General features: G+C 54.8%; 17 protein-coding genes. 4 read left to right on the top strand and 13 right to left on the bottom strand.

All coding sequences use genetic code 11. The features are described 5' to 3' along the window. Positions 1 to 14: 14 nt before the first annotated feature. Genes OGX93_RS08880 through cuyA form a run of 5 tightly spaced genes read right to left on the bottom strand, consistent with a single transcriptional unit; the run spans position 15 to position 4,323 of the window. Complete coding sequence (locus OGX93_RS08880; RefSeq protein WP_115181740.1) at positions 15 to 791, bottom strand: ABC transporter ATP-binding protein; 777 nt, start codon at positions 789 to 791, stop codon at positions 15 to 17. Further along, positions 791 to 1,561 carry an ABC transporter permease gene (locus tag OGX93_RS08875; protein WP_047457674.1) on the bottom strand — a complete coding sequence of 257 codons (771 nt, stop codon included), beginning with the start codon at positions 1,559 to 1,561 and terminating at the stop codon, positions 791 to 793. Before OGX93_RS08875 ends, OGX93_RS08880 begins: the two co-directional genes overlap by 1 nt. Beyond that, positions 1,558 to 2,565: a taurine ABC transporter substrate-binding protein gene (locus OGX93_RS08870; protein ID WP_012132932.1), complete on the bottom strand. Its 1,008-nt coding sequence runs from the start codon at positions 2,563 to 2,565 to the stop codon at positions 1,558 to 1,560. Before OGX93_RS08870 ends, OGX93_RS08875 begins: the two co-directional genes overlap by 4 nt. 28 nt (positions 2,566 to 2,593) lie before the next feature. Next, positions 2,594 to 3,313, bottom strand: a complete 720-nt coding sequence (gene cuyB / locus OGX93_RS08865; RefSeq protein WP_012132933.1) for a cysteate racemase — start codon at positions 3,311 to 3,313, stop codon at positions 2,594 to 2,596. Next, the gene (cuyA, locus tag OGX93_RS08860) at positions 3,310 to 4,323 is read right to left on the bottom strand and encodes a D-cysteate sulfo-lyase (protein WP_012132934.1); all 1,014 of its coding nucleotides are present in this window, start codon (positions 4,321 to 4,323) and stop codon (positions 3,310 to 3,312) included. Before cuyA ends, cuyB begins: the two co-directional genes overlap by 4 nt. A gap of 65 nt (positions 4,324 to 4,388) precedes the next feature. On the opposite strand from cuyA, the gene OGX93_RS08855 reads away from it, so the two are divergent. Then, on the top strand, positions 4,389 to 4,625 hold the full coding sequence (locus OGX93_RS08855; protein WP_286449106.1) for a hypothetical protein: 237 nt from the start codon (positions 4,389 to 4,391) through the stop codon (positions 4,623 to 4,625). Here the strand turns inward: OGX93_RS08855 and OGX93_RS08850 are convergent. Then, the gene (locus OGX93_RS08850) at positions 4,582 to 5,604 is read right to left on the bottom strand and encodes a malate/lactate/ureidoglycolate dehydrogenase (protein ID WP_115609406.1); all 1,023 of its coding nucleotides are present in this window, start codon (positions 5,602 to 5,604) and stop codon (positions 4,582 to 4,584) included. The two genes, OGX93_RS08855 and OGX93_RS08850, sit on opposite strands and share 44 nt — an antisense overlap. A 242-nt stretch (positions 5,605 to 5,846) precedes the next feature. On the opposite strand from OGX93_RS08850, the gene OGX93_RS08845 reads away from it, so the two are divergent. Genes OGX93_RS08845 through OGX93_RS08835 form a run of 3 tightly spaced genes read left to right on the top strand, consistent with a single transcriptional unit; the run spans position 5,847 to position 8,556 of the window. Continuing rightward, the gene (locus tag OGX93_RS08845; RefSeq protein ID WP_012132938.1) at positions 5,847 to 6,854 is read left to right on the top strand and encodes an ABC transporter substrate-binding protein; all 1,008 of its coding nucleotides are present in this window, start codon (positions 5,847 to 5,849) and stop codon (positions 6,852 to 6,854) included. Positions 6,855 to 6,875: 21 nt separating this feature from the next. After that, positions 6,876 to 7,718 carry an ABC transporter ATP-binding protein gene (locus OGX93_RS08840; protein ID WP_286449107.1) on the top strand — a complete coding sequence of 281 codons (843 nt, stop codon included), beginning with the start codon at positions 6,876 to 6,878 and terminating at the stop codon, positions 7,716 to 7,718. Then, positions 7,690 to 8,556 carry an ABC transporter permease gene (locus tag OGX93_RS08835; RefSeq protein WP_286449108.1) on the top strand — a complete coding sequence of 289 codons (867 nt, stop codon included), beginning with the start codon at positions 7,690 to 7,692 and terminating at the stop codon, positions 8,554 to 8,556. The genes OGX93_RS08840 and OGX93_RS08835 overlap by 29 nt, the downstream gene beginning before the upstream one ends. Positions 8,557 to 8,610: 54 nt before the next feature. On the opposite strand, the gene OGX93_RS08830 is transcribed toward OGX93_RS08835, so the two are convergent. The 7 genes from OGX93_RS08830 to pgtC all read right to left on the bottom strand — a co-directional run bounded on the left by OGX93_RS08830 (position 8,611) and on the right by pgtC (position 17,722). Next, entirely contained in the window at positions 8,611 to 9,717 is a 1,107-nt protein-coding gene (locus OGX93_RS08830) for an acyltransferase family protein (RefSeq protein ID WP_012132941.1), read from the bottom strand. A gap of 93 nt (positions 9,718 to 9,810) precedes the next feature. Beyond that, positions 9,811 to 10,389, bottom strand: a complete 579-nt coding sequence (locus OGX93_RS08825; RefSeq protein WP_012132942.1) for a PhoP regulatory network YrbL family protein — start codon at positions 10,387 to 10,389, stop codon at positions 9,811 to 9,813. A 164-nt stretch (positions 10,390 to 10,553) separates the two neighbouring features. Then, positions 10,554 to 12,596 (bottom strand): TonB-dependent copper receptor, encoded by a 2,043-nt coding sequence (locus OGX93_RS08820; RefSeq protein ID WP_286449109.1) that lies wholly within the window; start codon positions 12,594 to 12,596, stop codon positions 10,554 to 10,556. A gap of 84 nt (positions 12,597 to 12,680) precedes the next feature. Further along, complete coding sequence (locus tag OGX93_RS08815; protein WP_115181746.1) at positions 12,681 to 13,121, bottom strand: DUF2946 domain-containing protein; 441 nt, start codon at positions 13,119 to 13,121, stop codon at positions 12,681 to 12,683. Between the two features lie 125 nt (positions 13,122 to 13,246). Next, the gene (pgtA, locus tag OGX93_RS08810) at positions 13,247 to 14,494 is read right to left on the bottom strand and encodes a two-component system response regulator PgtA (protein ID WP_049008883.1); all 1,248 of its coding nucleotides are present in this window, start codon (positions 14,492 to 14,494) and stop codon (positions 13,247 to 13,249) included. Then, complete coding sequence (pgtB, locus tag OGX93_RS08805) at positions 14,484 to 16,478, bottom strand: two-component system sensor histidine kinase PgtB (RefSeq protein WP_373886590.1); 1,995 nt, start codon at positions 16,476 to 16,478, stop codon at positions 14,484 to 14,486. Before pgtB ends, pgtA begins: the two co-directional genes overlap by 11 nt. Positions 16,479 to 16,489: 11 nt before the next feature. Continuing rightward, positions 16,490 to 17,722, bottom strand: coding sequence for a phosphoglycerate transport regulator PgtC (pgtC, locus tag OGX93_RS08800; protein WP_286449131.1), 1,233 nt, complete (start codon positions 17,720 to 17,722; stop codon positions 16,490 to 16,492). Positions 17,723 to 17,975: the final 253 nt, after the last annotated feature.

The following is a 17,975-nucleotide window of genomic DNA, read 5'->3' as shown; positions in this document are numbered from 1 at the left end:
CGCTGGCGGTGTTTTCATCCTAAATGGCGCTTCGCCTCCTGGCGCACCCGGTGCAGTACGTGATGTTTGATCCCACTGTAAGCCGGGTGTTCAGCCAGGGTTTCGATATCGCGTTCGCGCCCAAAAGGCAGGATAACCTCCTCAACGATTTTTCCAGGCTTCGCCGACATAATCAGAATACGATCGGCCAGAAACAGCGCCTCTTCTACGTCGTGAGTCACAAACAGCAGCGTGGTGCCGGTGGCAAGCCAGGCATCGCGCAGGAGTTCCTGCATCATCAGACGCGTTTGCGCATCCAGCGCGCCGAACGGTTCATCAAGTAGCAACACCTCCGGCTCCGGCAGCCAGGCGCGGGCCAGCGCTACGCGTTGTTTCATCCCGCCGGAGAGTTGCCAGGGCGCATGATGTTCAAAGCCTTTCAGCCCTACCCGCGTCAGCCAGTCCAGCGCCTGGGTATTGACCTCATTTTTGTGGTATTTCCCCAGCCGTGGGCCAAAGGTGACGTTTTCCAGAACCGACAGCCAGGGAAACAAATTTGGCTGCTGGAAGATCATTCCCCGGTCTGGCCCTGGCAGCTTAACTGTCTTTCCGCCTGCCGCCACGCGCCCGCGATCCGGCTTGTTGAATCCGGCGACCAGATTCAGGATCGTGGACTTCCCGCAGCCGGACGGCCCCAACAGAACAACAAATTCCCCTTTCTCCAGAGACAGGCTGATATCGTCCAGCACCGTGAACGGCTGCGGTTTTGCCGCAAAAGAGAGCGATACGTTTTCCAGTGTGATGGCACTCATTACTCTTTCCCCGCCCAGGGCACAAAAAAGCGTTGCAGCCCCAGCAGCAATAAATCCAGTAAATAGCCGATACCGCCGAGCAGCAGAATCCCCAGCATCACGATATCGGTTCGCAGATACGAGCTGGCGTTAATCACCATCCAGCCGAGACCCGAACTGGCCGCCACCATTTCCGCCGCGATGAGCGATGTCCAGCCGATCCCTATCGACAGCCTGACGGTGGTAAACAGTTCCGGTAGCGCATCCGGCAACACCACGCGCAGAAAAATCTGTTTGCGCGACGCGCCGAGCGTTTGCGCCACACGAATGCGTGAGCGGCCAATACGATCGACCGCAGCAGATGCCCCCACGACCACGCTCAGGAAGGTGGCGATGAAGATCAGAAAGAACTTCGACGCCTCACCGATCCCCAGCCAGACGACCGCCAGCGGAATAAGCGCAATCTTGGGTAGCGGGCGCAAAAACTGCACGAACGGATTCAGTACCGCCGCCAGACCTTCCGACAACCCCATCAGCAACCCCAGGGGGATGCCGATGATAATTGCCACAGAAAAAGCGCTTAAGGCCCGGGCCAGGCTGACTGCAACATGCTCCCACAACGGCACCTGACGATAACCATCAGCCAACAGCTCTTCGGTTGTCAGACCGATATCCTGTAGCGACGGCAGCAGCAGCGGGTCCACCCATTGCCGCATCGTCGCCACTTGCCAGACGATAAAGAAAATAGCCACCGAAACGACGCTGATGGCGATGTGATAACTCAATCTCATTGCGCTGCTACCGCCGCGTCACGGATGTAGCGGGAGTTAATGGCGCTGTCCCAGTTCGCCGGGATATCACGTTTGCGGATCTCGCCAATCCCCGCCAGGAAGTCAGAGGTTTTGGTCAGCGCTTTACCAATACCGCTGTCAGTCGTCTGGGTTCCATTGCCAAGCCAGTCCGCCGTACCCTGCTGCGTCAGGGTTGGGTATTCCAGCCCACCCAACGTATTCACGGCAGTCGTCACCGGCGCGCCCACCTCTTTCGCCACAATCGCCGCCGCGCGTTCCGGGTCTTTCTTAAACTCATCAACTTTTTCCTGATGAACGCGCAGGAACGCGCTGACGGTTTGCGGATACTGTTCGGCAAAGGCTTTACGCACGACGTAGTTGTTGTAAATCAGGTAGCCGTCCTTTTGCAGATCTTTGGTCGCGAATACCTGATGCCCGCCGGAGGCTTCAAGTTCCTGAGCAAACGGCGCCCAGACATAGCCCGCGTCGATATCGCCGCGTTTCCAGGCCGCGACCATTTCCGCCGGACGCAGCGGCAATAAGGTTATTTTGCTGCGATCGAGATGGTTAACGCTAATGGCGGCTTCAAGCGCATATTGCGCCGTCGAGTTTGGCGGATAGGCTACGCGTTTACCTTCAATATCGTTAATACGGGTAATGCCGTCTTTACCAATTAAACGCTCGTAGCTGGCAATCACCCCGGAGACGCCGACAATCTCCACCGGCAGTTTTCTGACAATGCCTGCCGTTGCCGGGCTGGAGCCGAAATTGGCAATATCAATCGCGTTACTGGCAAAATAATTTAACGCATCCGCACCGGACGCAAATTGCACCCATTTGACCTTGCTGTGTAAAGCGTTATCCAGAGAACCATCGGCTTTTGCCAGCATCAGCACCTGAGAACCGCCGCTGTATGCCACGCGGACTTCTGCGGGTGTTTCGGCAACGCTGGTATTGACCCACAGGCCACCCGCTGCAAGTAATACGCAGAGACTTTTTTTCATTTAATTTATCCTTTAAATAATAACGTTATTAATGCCATGCTTCGCGCTGCGTTAGCCATAACCGGGCACACTGTTGCGCCAGCGCTTCTGCGGGATCAATCGACACGGCTAAATGCGGGGATGTCACCTCCGCCAGCGCAACCGGCACTTCCGTGCAGGCCAGCACCAGCCTCTCTGCGCCGCGATCGCGCAATGCCTGAGCCTGTAAACTCAGCAGCTCACCGCCGGTACGCAGTTCGCCGCGTTTTACCGCATAGCACCCCGGCACAAACCACTGCCGCAGCTCCTCTGGCGTCGGCTGCACGCTTTCAATCCCCATAGAGGCGAAACCGTGCTGGAACCAACCGGCATCCAGCGTACCCTGCGTGGCGATAAGCCCGACCCGGCGGGGCTTCTCTTTCCCTTCAAATACCGCCAGCGTGGCGTCCACAATATGCAGCAACGGCGCGTCGCTGTGCTGCGCCAACGCCTCATACCAGTGGTGCGCCGTATTACAGGCGATCACAATGTGGCTGGCGCCCGCGCGGTTCAGCTGTTCCACACCGAGCAAGAGCTGCGGCAACGGCGAAGGCCCTGTTCCCGCCAGCGCCTGTTGGCGATCCGCAATTTGCGGCACATTCCACACCACATGGGGGATTTGCTGTTGATCGCTGCTGGCGGGCGTTGCGCGCAGCAATTTATGCATCAAATCAAGCGTCGCCAGCGGCCCCATGCCGCCAAGAATCCCCAGCAGAAAAGGTGTGCTCATGATGACAAAGAATCTGCGATGACCTGACGATAGCCAAACAGACCTGCGCTTCCTCCCGTATGGATAAACACCACATTCTCATCCTTGCGGAAATGGCCTTGACGGATCAGATCAATCAATCCGGCCATGCCTTTACCGGAATAGACAGGGTCGAGCAGAATCCCCTCGTGCTGCGCCAGCAGTTGCAGCGCTTCAAGCATCCCCTCGGTGGGCAGACCATAGCCTTCGCCCACATAATCACTGTTGGCGACCACCGCCTCACGCGGCAATTCACCCGGCACGCCGAGCAGTTCCCGGGTCTGCTGCGCCAGACGCCAGACGTTGTGTTCCTGTTTATCACGCGGGGCGCGTACGCTAATCCCGAGGAGAGGAATGCCGCTGTGCGTGGCGGTTAAACCCGCAATCAGGCCAGCCTGCGTGCCTGCGCTGCCGGTGGCATGGACGATATGATCGATACGCAGCCGTAACTGGCTGGACTGCCAAAGCAACTCTTCCGCGCAGGATACGTAACCCAGCGCCCCGATTGCGTTCGAACCGCCACCGGGGATGACATAAGGGGTATGGCCTTGCGCACGCAGGCTTTCCGCATGATGCTCCATTGCCTGCTGCATATCCGTACCGCCGGGCAAATGGGCAATAATTTTGCCGCCGAGCAAACCGTCCAGCAGCACATTGCCGGATTGCTGATACTCATCACCCAGCGTCGTGACGCGTTGTTCGAGAAAAATATGCGCTTCCAGACCCAGTCTGGCCGCCGCCGCGACGGTCTGACGCACATGGTTAGACTGCGTGGCGCCCTGGGTAATGATAATATCCGCCTGTTTCGCCTGGGCGTCGCCAAGCAAAAACTCAAGTTTGCGGGTTTTATTGCCGCCAGTGGCAAGGCCGGTGCAATCGTCTCGTTTTATCCAGATATTTGGCCCCCCCAGCAAGCGTGAAAGTTGAGTGAGGGGCTCCAGTGGAGTCGGGAAATGGCCAAAATGAAGCCGGGGAAAACGCGCCAGATGCATAATAACTCCTGTAAAGAATAACGACGCCGCACATTAAAATTCGGCAGCGAGAGTAAGAAAGGTTCATGGAATATAAGAATGACTATATTGATTTTCTCACTCGCGGCTTACCAAGTTTTTCAGCTATGGATATGAGGAAAAAAGATAAAACAAAAAACGATCGCTTTATTTATTCTATTCGCCAGCATTCATTAACTGACCATCCTGCCGATCCGTTTAAACAAATAACCAAATATGTCTTTTGGTGCGCAGGCACGCTCAGGTATTTAATGCTTCCAGGGCGACAAACGCCTGCCAGTTGACGTCATCAATCCAGATGCCCTCTTCCTGGCGCCGGGCATACGCGCGCAATTCCGGTTCTCCGGGGATCTGCACATCGCGCCCTTCCTGCCCGCTACGAACCCAGTCCACCTGCGCTAACAGCGCCTGTGAGTAACGCTCCTCCGCACCCAACCGCGCGGGGTCAAATAGAATCGACAACATATTGTTGATGATTCCGGCACGCGGCGGAATCTGCTGGCTTTCGGTCTCGCCGCCGGTCAGCGCAGCGCCAAGTAAGCTACATATTAGCGACAATCCCGCACCTTTATGGCCGCCAAAAGGCAGCAAAGCGCCGAGCGGCTCAGTCATTAATACGGCAGGGTCGGTCGTGGGTTGCCCATTCGCATCTACCGCGCATCCTGCCGGGATGGCGCGCCCTTCATTCCAGGCGATGCGCGCTTTATTGCCCGCAATGGCGCTGGTCGCGAAATCAAGGATAACCGGAGGGCGGTTCTGTAGCGGTACGCCCACGCAAAAGGGGTTTGTACCAAGCCTGGCGCGCAGCCCATCGAACGGCAACACGGCCGACGGCGCCGCCACGTTAGCAAAATGGATCGAGACCAGCCCGGCGCTCGCCACCTGCTCTGCCCATGCGCCGATCCGCCCAAGATGGTGGGTATTAGACAAGCCAATTATTGCCACCCCAAACTGGCGCACACGCTCAATACCCACGCTCATGGCCTGTTCGCCCAACGCCTGGCCGAAGCCATGTCCCCCATCAAAAGAGACAATCGGCCCGGCATCAGACAAGGTGGTCAGCGTGGCGCCAGGGTTCAAATCTCCCGCCAGAATGGCCCGAATATAGCGAGGCAACAGGGTCACACCATGCGAGTCGTGGCCTTTTAATGAGGATTCGACCAGGTTATCCGCTACTTTTTGCGCGATATCAGATCCCGTACCCGCCCGTACCAGATGGCGTTGTAAAAGCGAACGTAAGTGATGATGTGAAAATAATGGCATGATTCTACTCACGGACATTGCCCCTGCAATGGCAAGGGCTATTAAAGAGGTGAGTCCGACTATAGCGAGGATGTATTTGTTACATAACCATGAATAATGACTAAGCTTTTCCGCTTATTAACTAACACGCCATGAATATCGTTATTCATTTTCCTGATATTCATTGCCATTTAAATCATTTCCTTTCCCTCTCGCCTCTGCCCATGATTTTTTGCTGAGAAACACCTTTCTGGGGAACAGATATGAATAAAAGAAACAGGGTATTTGCCTGGACGCTGGCGTTTTCCGCCCTTGGCGGAGTCAGCCAGTCGGCATTTGCGGAAGGGAACATTAGTATCGCGCAGCAATTTGGCATCGGTTATTTAATTCTTGATGTGGTGCGAGACCAGCAGCTTATCGAAAAAGAGGGGCAAAAAGAGGGGCTGGATATCAAGGTAGAGTGGCGCACGATTTCAGGCGCAACCGGGATGAATGAAGCGTTGCTCTCTGGCGCTCTGGACGTTGCGTCAGCAGGCGTTCCCCCGGTACTCACCCTATGGGATCGCACCAAAGGTAAGCAAAATGTGAAAGCGATAGCCTCGCTGGGATCGATGCCCAATTATTTATTGAGTAATAACCCGGCGGTAAAAAGCATTAAAGATCTGACCGAAAAAGACCGTATTGCCGTTCCGGCGGCTGGGGTCGGTTTTCAGTCTCGGACATTACAAATCGAGACGGCGAAATTATATGGCGACCAGGACTTCAAACGCTTCGATAAGATTAGCGTCAGTTTACCGCACCCGGACGCCAGCGCAGCCTTAATTGCCGGTGGCTCGGAAATTACCACGCATTTTTCCAGCCCGCCGTTTCAGTATCAGGCGCTGGAGCACAGCAACGTGCATAAAGTGCTCAGTTCCTATGATGTGCTGGGTGGGCAGGCGACATTTAATGTTCTCTATACCACCCAGAAATTCCATGATGAAAATCCAAAAACCTATAAAGCGTTTTATCGCGCCCTCAGTGAAGCCGCAAATATCATTAACCGTGACAAAAATGCGGCTGCCGAAACGTATATTCGCGTCGAGAAATCACGGCTGCCCTTACCGCTGGTACAAAAAATTGTTAACGATCCAGAAATCAGCTTTACGGTTTTCCCTGAGCGTACTGGCGTATATGCCGAAAAACTCCATGAGCTTGGCGTACTGAAAAATAAGGCCGATTCCTGGAAAGACTATTTCTTTAACGAAGCATGGGAAAACCCAGGCAGTTAAACCGCAACACCGGAGGCTCTGATGGTCACTCAGCAAATCGACGTCCCGCTGCTACAGGTCAGTAATGTTGATATTGAATACCGTACCCGTGAACGGCAAGTGCGCGCGACGCATGATGTCAGTTTTGATGTCTGGCCTGGCGACCGCTTTATTTTGCTTGGGCCGTCAGGCTGCGGGAAATCAAGCCTGTTGAAAGCCACAGGCGGTTTTCTCGCCCCGCGCAGCGGCCACATTTCACTTGCGGGAACGCTGGTTAGCGCTCCCGGCCCGGAACGCATGATGGTATTCCAGGAGTTCGACCAACTGCCGCCGTGGAAAACCGTGCTGGAAAACGTCATGTTTCCTCTGCTGGCCAGCCGGAAAGCCAGTCGTTCACAAGCAAAAGAGACGGCGCTGCATTTCCTCCACAAAGTCGGGCTGGCAGAATTTGCCGACGCCATGCCCCATATGCTCTCCGGCGGGATGAAGCAGCGCGTCGCCATTGCGCGGGCGCTGGCGATGAAACCACGCATCCTGCTGATGGACGAGCCCTTTGCCGCGCTGGATGCGCTGACCCGACGCACAATGCAGGAAGAACTGCTTGCGCTCTGGGAAGAAGAGCGCTTTACCCTGCTGTTCGTCACCCATTCGATTGAAGAAGCGCTGGTGGTGGGCAGCCGTATCCTGGTGCTTTCGCCGCATCCAGGGCGCGTCAGGGCGGAGCTTAACTGTCATCAGTTCACGCTTAATGATTTCGGCAGCGAGGCGTTTCAGCACGCTGCGCGCCATATTCACCATCTGTTATTCCCGACAATCGGGAACAGTCCGTCTCACTCATCCGGCGAGGAGCCAGAGTATGTCCCAGCCACCGTACATTCGTCCTGAATTCGAACGCGAATTACCGCCGCTGCGCAATCTGCCGGTGGAAACGCCGCTGCCTTTAAGCCAGCGCCTGTGGAATCAGACGTGGCTGCGCAAGTGTCTGATTGTCGCCCTGGTGCTGGCGCTATGGGAGATCGCCGCACGAATCCAGCAAAACGATCTGATGTTGCCCGGGGTACTTCAGACGTTGCTGGCGTTTAGCGAAGACATGCGCAATGGCGAACTGCCGGAAAAAATCGTCAACTCACTCAGTACCCTGTTGAAAGGGTATCTGGCAGGCAGTGCGCTGGCGCTGATTGCCAGCGCGCTGGCCGTGACCACCCAGTTTGGCCGCGATCTGCTCAGCACATTAACCGCGATGCTAAATCCGCTGCCAGCAATTGCGCTGCTGCCGCTGGCTTTGCTGTGGTTTGGTCTGGGGAATGCCAGCCTGATATTTGTGCTGATACATTCAGTGATGTGGCCAATCGCGCTGAATACCTGGTCCGGCTTTAGCAGCGTACCGGAAACGCTACGCATGGCGGGGCGCAACTACGGCCTCAGCGGGCCACGCTATGTGATCACGATTCTTATTCCGGCATCGTTGCCCGCTATCCTGTCCGGGCTCAAGATCGGCTGGGCGTTCGCCTGGCGCACGTTGATTGCCGCCGAACTGGTATTTGGCGCGTCCAGCGGCGAAGGAGGCCTGGGCTGGTATATCTTCCAGAATCGCAATGAGCTGTTCACCGACCGGGTATTTGCAGGACTGTTAACGGTAATCGCGATTGGCCTGCTGGTGGAAGGCGTGGTATTCGCCAGTCTGGAAAAGATCACGGTGAAACGCTGGGGGATGCAGCGTTAACCCCTCCCCGCGTTCTTTGCAGCCGGACGTTGTCCGGCTTAGCGCGAAATGGTCTTAGTTCCCTTTTTGCTTTTCACGTAGCCACGGCGTTCTGGCGATCAAGACCTGCTCACACTTTACCGATAGCGGTTTCATGAAAGACGACAGCCTTTCGATGCAAATCAGAATCCCAAAATACAGCATCACCGCCTGGGTCGCATTCAGTACCGACATATCGATATTGGCGCTGACAAATATCACCACCACATGCTGCAACAGCATAATAATGTAGGCCCGCGACGCCAGGCTGGATAACCCCTGCCGGAAGCGATCCAGATTAAACAGAGGATGAATCAGCGGGTATCCCGCCAGCAGAATGAAGAGGAATGCCGCAGCAAACAGCAGGCTTGAGGGTTTCAGAGGAAACAGCACTTCCCGAACCGGTAGCTGATCGATATGCGCCACAATCACCCCGGTCACCACCAGCAGCAGGCTGACTGACGCCGCCTGAAGACGGTAGCGCGTGAACCACGGCTGAAAGTGTATGAACAGCATCCCGAAGGTAAAATCACTCACCCGAACCTGTGCTGACCAGTAAGGGTTCACGATGCTTTTATCATATGCCAGTAGCGTAACGACGACCGCCGCCAGCATCGTACAGACAGGAAAGCGGACAATGGCCCAGTAGATCACCGGAGAAACGGCGTACAGCAGGATAATACAGCCAATAAACCACTCTCCGGTGAAGTACGCGGTATTGATGTCGTAGACACCGTGCAGATAATGGTCAAACCCGAGAACAGAAGGCAGCAGCGAGTGAAATGCACGCTTCCCGGCGAGCACGTCAGCCAGCGGATTGCCTGGATAGAGGAAAAACACGCTCAGGATGAGGAACAGGATCGCCATTGAGAAATAAGCGATGTTGTAGGGAAGCAGGATCGAATAGACGCGTTTCAGGTAATACTCCTGCACAGAGTATTTACGCAGCGACAGGTAAGCCAGCGCGCCGGATATCATGAAGAAGAAAGAGACGCCCAGCCGCCCTATTCCTCCGGTCAGGTATTCGCGCGGGAACGTCAACACGGTACTGGTATCGAACATGTAGCTGTAATGCGAGGTGACAACCAGCAGTACAGCCAGAATGCGGAGAATATCAAAAAAATAATTACGTGTTGTTTGCATACTCTTTCTTGTTAACAAGCCAGCAGACAACATGACAAAGGTCCGGTTGCATACTGGGAAAATGACCAGGCCTGTTCAAGGATAACGTGTAGATTACGCTTGCGTGATACTTTGCAGATCCCTCAGCATCCTTCTGAGGCACTTAAGTTTGTTTTTATCCCGTATAACGCTCCAGAACTTGCTCAGTTGAAAGAGCGTCTTATCCCCAAAGCCGTCAATAACTTTGAAGCGGTACTCCTGACGAGCATCGTCCCAGGCATAAACAATATTTTTGCAATGCAGCGAGTTGATAATGACGTCTGTATGAATAAACCACGCTAAAAAAGCGTTGAGCTTACTGAATTTCTCTGCGTCCAGTTCGTTGTGCTTTGCAAGGTCATACAATGTTCTGGCAATGTTGCCCTGTTGGTCATGCTCTTTGACGATAACCTGCCCAATCCCTTTATCTGTCTCCACTAGCCCTTCAATTTTCTGGATGAAGAGCGAGTCGGTTTCGTCGCGCGGCTTGCACTCTTTGACGTCCCGATAGACTTCACGAAGCTTACTTTTATATTTGGGAATGCTCGGGATGACGACTTTGATCAGTAGTTGATGATTGTGCGGATGCTGAAAGACGTAACGATCGTTCCCTCTGGCCAGTAAATCATTTTCGGTCAAGGTAAGCTTTTTCATACAGTGTTGACTCATAAAAGAAAAAAACAGACTGGCCCATGCAAACGAAGAGATGGCGTTACGTCATATCCTGGTTACAGCCGAGACAGTTTAATGTTAATAACCTAAACGGCAGGTCAATGAGTCATGAAGTCGGCGGACGGTTCACGTCCGCCGGAAGGCTATCAAAACGTCACGTTCACTTTTCCCCAGAATGTTCTTCCCGGTTCATTCACTGACGTATTCGCGGAGTAACCAAAGCTGCTGTTACCGGCAAGGTTCAGATGTTCGCTATAGGCTTTATCAAACAGGTTATCAACACCCGCGCTGAGTTTCACAGACTTGTTCAGCCGGTAGGCCGCATTCGCGGAGAAGATGGCGAACCCCGCGCTGCTATCAAAATCTTTACCCACGACGTTCCCTTCGTTAATCGCGACGCGATGCTGGCTGCTGACCAGACGCAGCAGACCGGTACTGCTCCAGTCGCCGCGTTCCCATGTCAGACCCAGGCGCGCTTCAAGCGGCGGAATCTGCGGCAATGGCTGATGGTCGTCGGTATTTCGCCCCCAGGAATAAGCAAGGCTGGCATCAGTTTTCCATGTTTCGGTCAATTGATAGCCGATGCCCGCTTCTCCCCCCATGATGGTCGCATTGACGTTATCAACCTGACTTATACGGGGATGATGAGGGTCGTAACGGAACAGAATAAAATCATTAACCCGGCCAATATAGGCAGAAACCCAGCCGTTAAGACGCTTACCAGTATACTGCGCGCCAATATCAAGCTGAGTCGTCTTTTCCGTTTTGACGTTATCGAAAACATCTGCCGACCCGCCAGGGCCATAGGTGGGAGAAAAAAGCTCCCAGTAGTCGGGGAAACGCTCGGTATAGCCGATCCCCGCGTAAAACATCACGGGCATCTCCGCCAGATTATGCTCAACGCGCACAAACCCGGCCGGTAGTAGATCCGTGCGCTGCGAGGAGCCGGTGTCAGTGAAATTGTCCACCAGCACGCGATCAAGACGCGCGCCGCCTGTCACTTTGCTTTGCTCCGTCGCAAGCCAGGTCAATTCACTGAATAAACCATAGTCGTGAAAACGGGCGTCTTTGTCCCAGCGATCATCATCTTTACTGCGATGCGTGCTCAGTTGCGTATCAACGCCGCTGCGTAACTCATAGTCTGACCACAACCACGTTCCCATCATCCGTCCGCCAACGGTACGGCGATCCAGCTGCATTGCCATTGGCATACTCATCGAATGCATGGCAGAACCGTGTTCCATTGCCGAACCCATGCTTCCTGACATATTCATGCCGGGAGCGCGCAGCGAGTAGTTATCCATAACGTGATTCGCATAGTTGTAGTAGATATTCGCTTCTAACTTATCAAATACCTCGCCGATGCCGGATTTTTCAAACCGCATCCCCAGGCTTTCACGCCTGAACCGGGAACCGTCCATACTGCGCCCGGCATAGCGGGCTTCACCGTCGCCCTTACCCGCCGTCATTTCCAGCAGCGTGTCTTTGTCTGGCGTCCAGCCCAGCGCCATATCGCCGTTCCATTTATCCCATTTCGACGGCACGCGGTCGCCATTGCCATCTTTGTAGTCACCCGCTCGTGATTTGTTGCCGATAAGCCGTAAATAGCCGTCCTCACTTCCCAGGCTGATGTCCGCATTTTCATCCCAGCGGTTATTCGAGGCGGCAAGGACGCTGGCCGTCCCCTGAATACCGGGTTTATCAAAACGCGGCTGTTCCCGGTCAAAGCGGAGGGTTCCCGCAGAGTTACCCGGCCCCCAGAGCACGGTTTCCGGCCCCTTTATCAGGGTCAGCACATCAAAACTTTCCGGGGAGATATAAGAACTCGGCGCATCCATACGTGCCGGGCAGGCTCCCGGCATTTCGCCGTTATCGGTCAAAATTCGCAGACGAGAGCCAAACATCCCGCGAAAGACCGGATCGCCGTTTGTCCCGCCATTGCGAATTTGCGAGAACCCAGGGATCGTTTTCAGATAATCAGAGCCATCGCTGGCGGGAACGGGCTGACGAGGCGTTTTTGGCGACGTGACGATTTCCAGCGGAGAAGCGACCGGCGCGGTCACAATCATTACCGAATCATCCGCCATTTTTGCATAATCGTGCTGTTCGCTTGCCCACGCCGCCTTTGCGGTCAGCGCGATCAGAACCAGAGAGGCCAGAGGAGTAAGCCCGAAGTATTGCCGTTTCATAACATTCCTTACTGTTTTTCAGGCGTAACGACGCATTGCCCGTCAAAAGGGCAAAACGCTACGCAATGTCTGTTTTTTTATTGTTTAAAACGAAAACGGAAATACAGCAGGCGGCGCGCGAGCGCGCTGAGGCGCCCACGGGCGGAAGATAACGGAAAGGTGTAATGGCCGTACCGAACAACAGATAACAAACAGCAGCAACAGCCAGAGCAAGAACACCAGCGCAAACTGGACAAACGGCAGATGTACCAGCAACTGGCAGTACCCGCAGACGATCTCTTCCACGGGCGACATCGCTTTGCCGGACATCATCTGGTGAGCGACCGAAAGAGAAGTCTGACACGGCGCAGAAGCCGCCATGTCATGGTGCGAGCCTGACGACATCATCACCATTGAGTGCGACGAGTGCTCACAGTCGGCCTGGCGGGCAATTGATTTTGAAATAACGGGCGCAATAAACAACATGGCGACGGCAAATAATGCCAGCCATGCTGTTATTCGGTTGATTCGCGTTCGCCCGTGCAAAACGTTACCCGGAGTTGAGGTGTTTGTCAGATTGTAACTGATTTACATTCGCAATATCACAACTAATTACAGGGGAACAGGTGATTCATAGCCCCACACATCACATCTCGCTCCCCTGACCTGCGCTAAAACTTATAGTGCTCTTTACTCAGGCCATATTTCTTCATTCTGAGATAGAGCTTTTTACGGGGAATTTGCAGGTACTCTGCCACTTCGTTAATGCGCCCCTGATGGATATTCAGCGCTTCGGTGATGATCTGCCGTTCAACGTCTTCGACCCGCTGGTCAAGCGGCGTCGGCTCACCGACGTGCATCTGTGGATTCGCCGTTTCCGCGAGCGGCAATACCCCCACGGCAAACAGTTCGGCGGCGTTCGCCAGTTCACGGACGTTGTTCGGCCACACCCGGCGCATCATCCCCTTCAGCAGGTCGTTATCCACCTCCGGCACCGGATGATTCAGCCGCTGACAGGCTTTCTGCAAATAGTGATGGAACAACGGCCCGATATCATCAGGCCGCTGTGACAGGGGCTGACAGGCGATTTGCGTCATGGCGAAACAGTAATAAAGCTCCGCCACAATCTGGTTGCTGGCCGCCAGTTCCACCAGCGAAGCGTTGCCGATACCGATCAGGCGAAAAGGCCGCCGCTCCAGACTCTGCAACTGTACCAGTTGATGCTGCTGTTCGCGGGTCAGATTTTCCGGGTGACTTAATACCAGCGTCCCGCCCTGAACCTGCGCGATAAGCTCATTAAGTTTTTGGGCACTGGCAGGGGTCAGTTCGCAGTAAATAAAAGGGCCCCCGGCGTTACGCCCCAGCTGGTGCAAATAGCGCGCGCCGGTCATGCGGCCGGTTCCCGGTTCGCCGTAAAGCCAGACCGCAATATCCGTTTCTGCCAGTTGCTGTAAGCGCTGACGATACTGATGCGTCCATTGGCTGCGTCCAATTAGCTCAACCTGCAATTTCTGCTGGCAGTACTGGCGACGCGCTATCACCGATTGCCTATGGCGTAACGCCGCCTCAACCAGCGAGAGTAACTTGCCCGGGTCTACCGGCTTTTGCAGGAAATCCCAGGCCCCTTTTTTCACCGCATCCACCGCCATAGGCACATCGCCATGCCCGGTGATAAGCAGAATCGGCAGTTGCTCGTCATCCTGATGAAACAGCGTCATCAAATCGATGCCGGAGCAGCCAGGCATGCAGACATCGCTCAACACGATACCGGGCCAGTCCTTCTGCACCCACTCCCGCGCATCAAAGGGATTATTGCAGACACAGACGCGATAGCCCGCCTGCTCAAGCAGCTGTGTATAGGCATCAAGCACATCGGCATCATCATCAATCAGCAGAATCGAACATTCATTACTCAACATCTTTTACATCCGTCACATTGAATTGCAGCACCACGCAGGCATTTCGCGTCAACGTGGACGCCAGGCGCAACGCGCCTTCCATTTGCGTCATCAGCGAAACACAAATCGAAAGCCCAATGCCCAGCCCCACATCTTTACTGGTCGTAAACGGCTTCAGTAATGAGGGTAGCAAGGCCGCAGGCCAGCCGGGGCCATTGTCGGCAATCAACACGCACAGCGTGTCGCCCTGAATTTGCCAGCTCACCGTAATTGCCGCCGCGTTCGGGCAGGCGTCGAGCGCATTCGCCAGCACGTTCACCAGCACCTGCTGGATGCGTACTTCATCACCGCTGACCCAAACGGTTTCATCCGGTATCGCGAGCGCCCCCTGCTGAGGCTTGTGGCGCATCGCCAGCAGTTCCCACGCCGCCGTAAACGTCTGGCGCAAATCAACCGGATGCAGCGGCGTTTCCAGTTCAGCACGACGGGTAAACTGGCGCAGCGAGCGGATAATCGCGTCAATGCGGTTAATCAGCCCTTCCGCTTTGCTTAACGTCGTTCGCGCCTGTTCCGTCTGCCCCTGTTCAATCGCCCGCCCTGCCGTAAACAGATACATCGACAGCGCATTCAGCGGCTGGTTGATCTCATGCGCCAGCGTGGTCATCGTCTGCCCGACCACCGCCAGTTTTGCCGTCTGGATCAGCTCGTCCTGGGTGGCGCGCAGATCGGCCTCAATCGCTTTTCGCTCGGCAATCTCCTGCTCAAGTTGCTGTTTTTGCGCGTTAAGCTGACCCAGCGTGTGGCGAAGCAAACCCGCAATCCGCCCCAGCTCATCCCGCCCATACACCGGAATCGTGGCATCCGTCCGCCCTAAACCAATCTGCACCACCGCCTGATTCAGCGCGGTAAAGCGTTTCACCAGCCGCGAACGGATGAAATAATGGTTCAACACCCACGCCAGCAGCAGCGCCAGCAGCGTCGCCACCAGAATCAACCCGCCGCTAACGCGGACAATCTGCTCCATACGCTGATTAAACATCTGCATTTGCTGGTGACTGCTGCCCAGTTGGGCCTCAAGCAGCGTCCTGAAGCGCCCCAGCGTCGCTTCTCTGGCACGGCTGGCATCCACTAACGCTTTTTGCGCGGCGACATAGTCGCGCATGGTGTCCGGCATTTTATTTTTCACCATGCCAATTTCCAGCAGCTCATCAATGGTTTGTCGCAGGGTAATCGTGCTCGGCCAGTCATTCAGCGCACGAATATTTTCATCCGCCGTTTTTTTCAGGTTTTCGAGATAGCGGATATGCGTCTCAACCAGCATGCCATCATCATTTCCAGACTTCAGTTCATTGAGCCTGTCGCGCAGGTCGTCAACAATTTGATTCTCGATGCGCGCCAGCGTATAGACCTGCTGCTGCTCGTTCTGTACTTCACGGGAGCGTTTCAGGTACTGCGCCGCATCGCCTTGCCGGGCTTCAATCTGATCCAGCAGCGTTCCCTGCTGCCAGGTGAAATCCTGCACCAGAGAATTCAGTTCGGTGGTGAAATCGTCGTGAAGCCAGTCAATACGCGCAGACAGCTCCCCCACCTTTTCACGTACCAGAAACATGTTGTAGAGTACGCGATCCAGTTCCGCCAGCAGCGCGCGGCTGTCCTGCAAAATCACCGCCAGCTGCTGGCGTTCTGCGGGTGACAGCCCCTGGCTCAGCCGCTCGATTTTATCCAGATGCTGAATAATCTGGTTGCGCAGTTGCAGGCGCACCGTAGTGTTGGGCGCCAGCAAAAACTCATTCAACTGATCCACCACCAGATTGAGATTCCCTTCAATCAGAAAAGCAGAATGGATGCGGGGAAAATACTCATCCAGCGAATAGCGTATTTGCGAGCTTTGCTCATGCCATGAATAAAGGCTGACGCTGCTGACTATCAGCGTCAGCAGCGCGCCCATCAGGAAAGCGCCCCGTAAACTGCTGCTGATGCTGATTTGCCGCAGACGTTGCAGCATTGACCCGCCCTTCATTTCAGTTCTTCCAGTTTATTGATCGCCTGACGCTGGTTGTTGAGAAACCAGATCTGCCACTCCATCATTTGCTGCTCCGCAAAGCTCTTATTGTCGAACTGCGCCAGCCAGGCTTCATCTTCACTGCTTGCCGGATCGACCGGCACACGGGTTAACAGCGCGCGTATTTCAGGCAACGGACGCTTAAGGCGGGCTTCCGCGGTGTGCAGCGCTCGCCAGGCATCTTTCAACTGGGCGAGACGAAAGCTGATTGCCGTATCAAACATACGCTGAACCAGACGCTGACGTTTCAGGATCAGCCGATAATTTAACGGCGGTTGATTCATCAGCACCGCCTGTTGCGCTGCCCGTGGGTTTCCTGCCGCCAGCGGCGTAACCGGATATTTCCCCGTATTGGCGTCAGCGAGGATCCGCTGCCCTTCCGGGCTTAGCAGATAGCGAATAAAACGCCGCGCTTCGCTGGCATGCTGGCTGTTTTTGAGTACCGCGACATAGGTGGGCGAAACGGCCGACTGCGGAAAGTAGGTAAAGGCCAGATGAGGATCGTTCAGCAACAGATTGGCATAGTTATCAATCACCGGGCCGGCCACGCCCAGCCCGCTTTTTATTTTATCCGCCACGCCAAAGCTGCGTGATGAAATCGTCACGAGGTTTCCCGCACTCGCCAACAACGTTTCCCATCCCTGCGCCCAGCCTTTTTGTTGCAACAGCGCCTCCACCATCAGGTGGTTGGTATCCGAGCGCGATGGGCTGCTCATCAACAGCGCCCCCTGATATCTGGGATCGGTCAGGTCGTCCCAGTCCGTTGGCGAAGGCAGATGCCGTGCAGTCAGCGCCGAGCGATTAATCAGCAAACCGAATCCCGATATAGCCACAGCAACGGAGGTTGAACGGATCGATTCCGGCACCAGATGTTGACTGACTGACGGCGCACCGTTGAACGGCGCCAGTTTTTGATGTTCCTGAAGATGCTGAAGCAACATCGGCGACGAGGTCAGAATCAGATCAACGTTTTCCGCATTTGCCGTATCAAGCAACTGTTCCAGCGAGGCGCTGGTGCGATTGAGCGTGCGGATCATCACCGACCCTGGCTCCGTCTGCCAGCGCTGGATAATCCACGCGGTGGCGCTGGGGGAAAATGTTGTCGCCATCACCAGTTCATTGCTTTGCGCCGCACAGGGTCTGAACAACGCGGTCAGCAGCAGCAACGCGAACGTTTTGCTAACCATCCCGCCCCGACGAAGAAACATGTTTGTGATCCCGTTCATAAATATTGAGATATCGAAAAAATAGCGTTGAGACAAAACTTACCCGTTTATGACGATTAGCGGATGAATAACCACTATCGTAAAAATATTCGTGCTGGCATCCGAAAATACCAGTAAAGATTACCAGATAATGAATGTGGGATTTGTTAATATCCGCACAAGCCAGACATAAAATCAGCGCCTGATTAATTACGCCGCATTTCACTCATTCAAA

The sequence above is a fragment of the Citrobacter sp. CK195 genome (assembly GCF_030333365.1).
Lineage (GTDB): Bacteria > Pseudomonadota > Gammaproteobacteria > Enterobacterales > Enterobacteriaceae > Citrobacter_B > Citrobacter_B koseri.
Note: the sequence above shows the minus strand (reverse complement) of the source record. Positions and strands in the feature narration are given on the sequence as shown.

What these genes read in the sequence shown, in the direction of transcription:
- OGX93_RS08880 (WP_115181740.1), bottom strand. Translation starts at nt 791, where the DNA reads ATGAGTGCCATCACACTGGAAAACGTATCGCTCTCTTTTGCGGCAAAA.
- OGX93_RS08875 (WP_047457674.1), bottom strand. Translation starts at nt 1,561, where the DNA reads ATGAGATTGAGTTATCACATCGCCATCAGCGTCGTTTCGGTGGCTATT.
- OGX93_RS08870 (WP_012132932.1), bottom strand. Translation starts at nt 2,565, where the DNA reads ATGAAAAAAAGTCTCTGCGTATTACTTGCAGCGGGTGGCCTGTGGGTC.
- cuyB (WP_012132933.1), bottom strand. Translation starts at nt 3,313, where the DNA reads ATGAGCACACCTTTTCTGCTGGGGATTCTTGGCGGCATGGGGCCGCTG.
- cuyA (WP_012132934.1), bottom strand. Translation starts at nt 4,323, where the DNA reads ATGCATCTGGCGCGTTTTCCCCGGCTTCATTTTGGCCATTTCCCGACT.
- OGX93_RS08855 (WP_286449106.1), top strand. Translation starts at nt 4,389, where the DNA reads ATGGAATATAAGAATGACTATATTGATTTTCTCACTCGCGGCTTACCA.
- OGX93_RS08850 (WP_115609406.1), bottom strand. Translation starts at nt 5,604, where the DNA reads ATGCCATTATTTTCACATCATCACTTACGTTCGCTTTTACAACGCCAT.
- OGX93_RS08845 (WP_012132938.1), top strand. Translation starts at nt 5,847, where the DNA reads ATGAATAAAAGAAACAGGGTATTTGCCTGGACGCTGGCGTTTTCCGCC.
- OGX93_RS08840 (WP_286449107.1), top strand. Translation starts at nt 6,876, where the DNA reads ATGGTCACTCAGCAAATCGACGTCCCGCTGCTACAGGTCAGTAATGTT.
- OGX93_RS08835 (WP_286449108.1), top strand. Translation starts at nt 7,690, where the DNA reads ATGTCCCAGCCACCGTACATTCGTCCTGAATTCGAACGCGAATTACCG.
- OGX93_RS08830 (WP_012132941.1), bottom strand. Translation starts at nt 9,717, where the DNA reads ATGCAAACAACACGTAATTATTTTTTTGATATTCTCCGCATTCTGGCT.
- OGX93_RS08825 (WP_012132942.1), bottom strand. Translation starts at nt 10,389, where the DNA reads ATGAAAAAGCTTACCTTGACCGAAAATGATTTACTGGCCAGAGGGAAC.
- OGX93_RS08820 (WP_286449109.1), bottom strand. Translation starts at nt 12,596, where the DNA reads ATGAAACGGCAATACTTCGGGCTTACTCCTCTGGCCTCTCTGGTTCTG.
- pgtA (WP_049008883.1), bottom strand. Translation starts at nt 14,494, where the DNA reads ATGTTGAGTAATGAATGTTCGATTCTGCTGATTGATGATGATGCCGAT.
- pgtB (WP_373886590.1), bottom strand. Translation starts at nt 16,478, where the DNA reads ATGCTGCAACGTCTGCGGCAAATCAGCATCAGCAGCAGTTTACGGGGC.
- pgtC (WP_286449131.1), bottom strand. Translation starts at nt 17,722, where the DNA reads ATGGTTAGCAAAACGTTCGCGTTGCTGCTGCTGACCGCGTTGTTCAGA.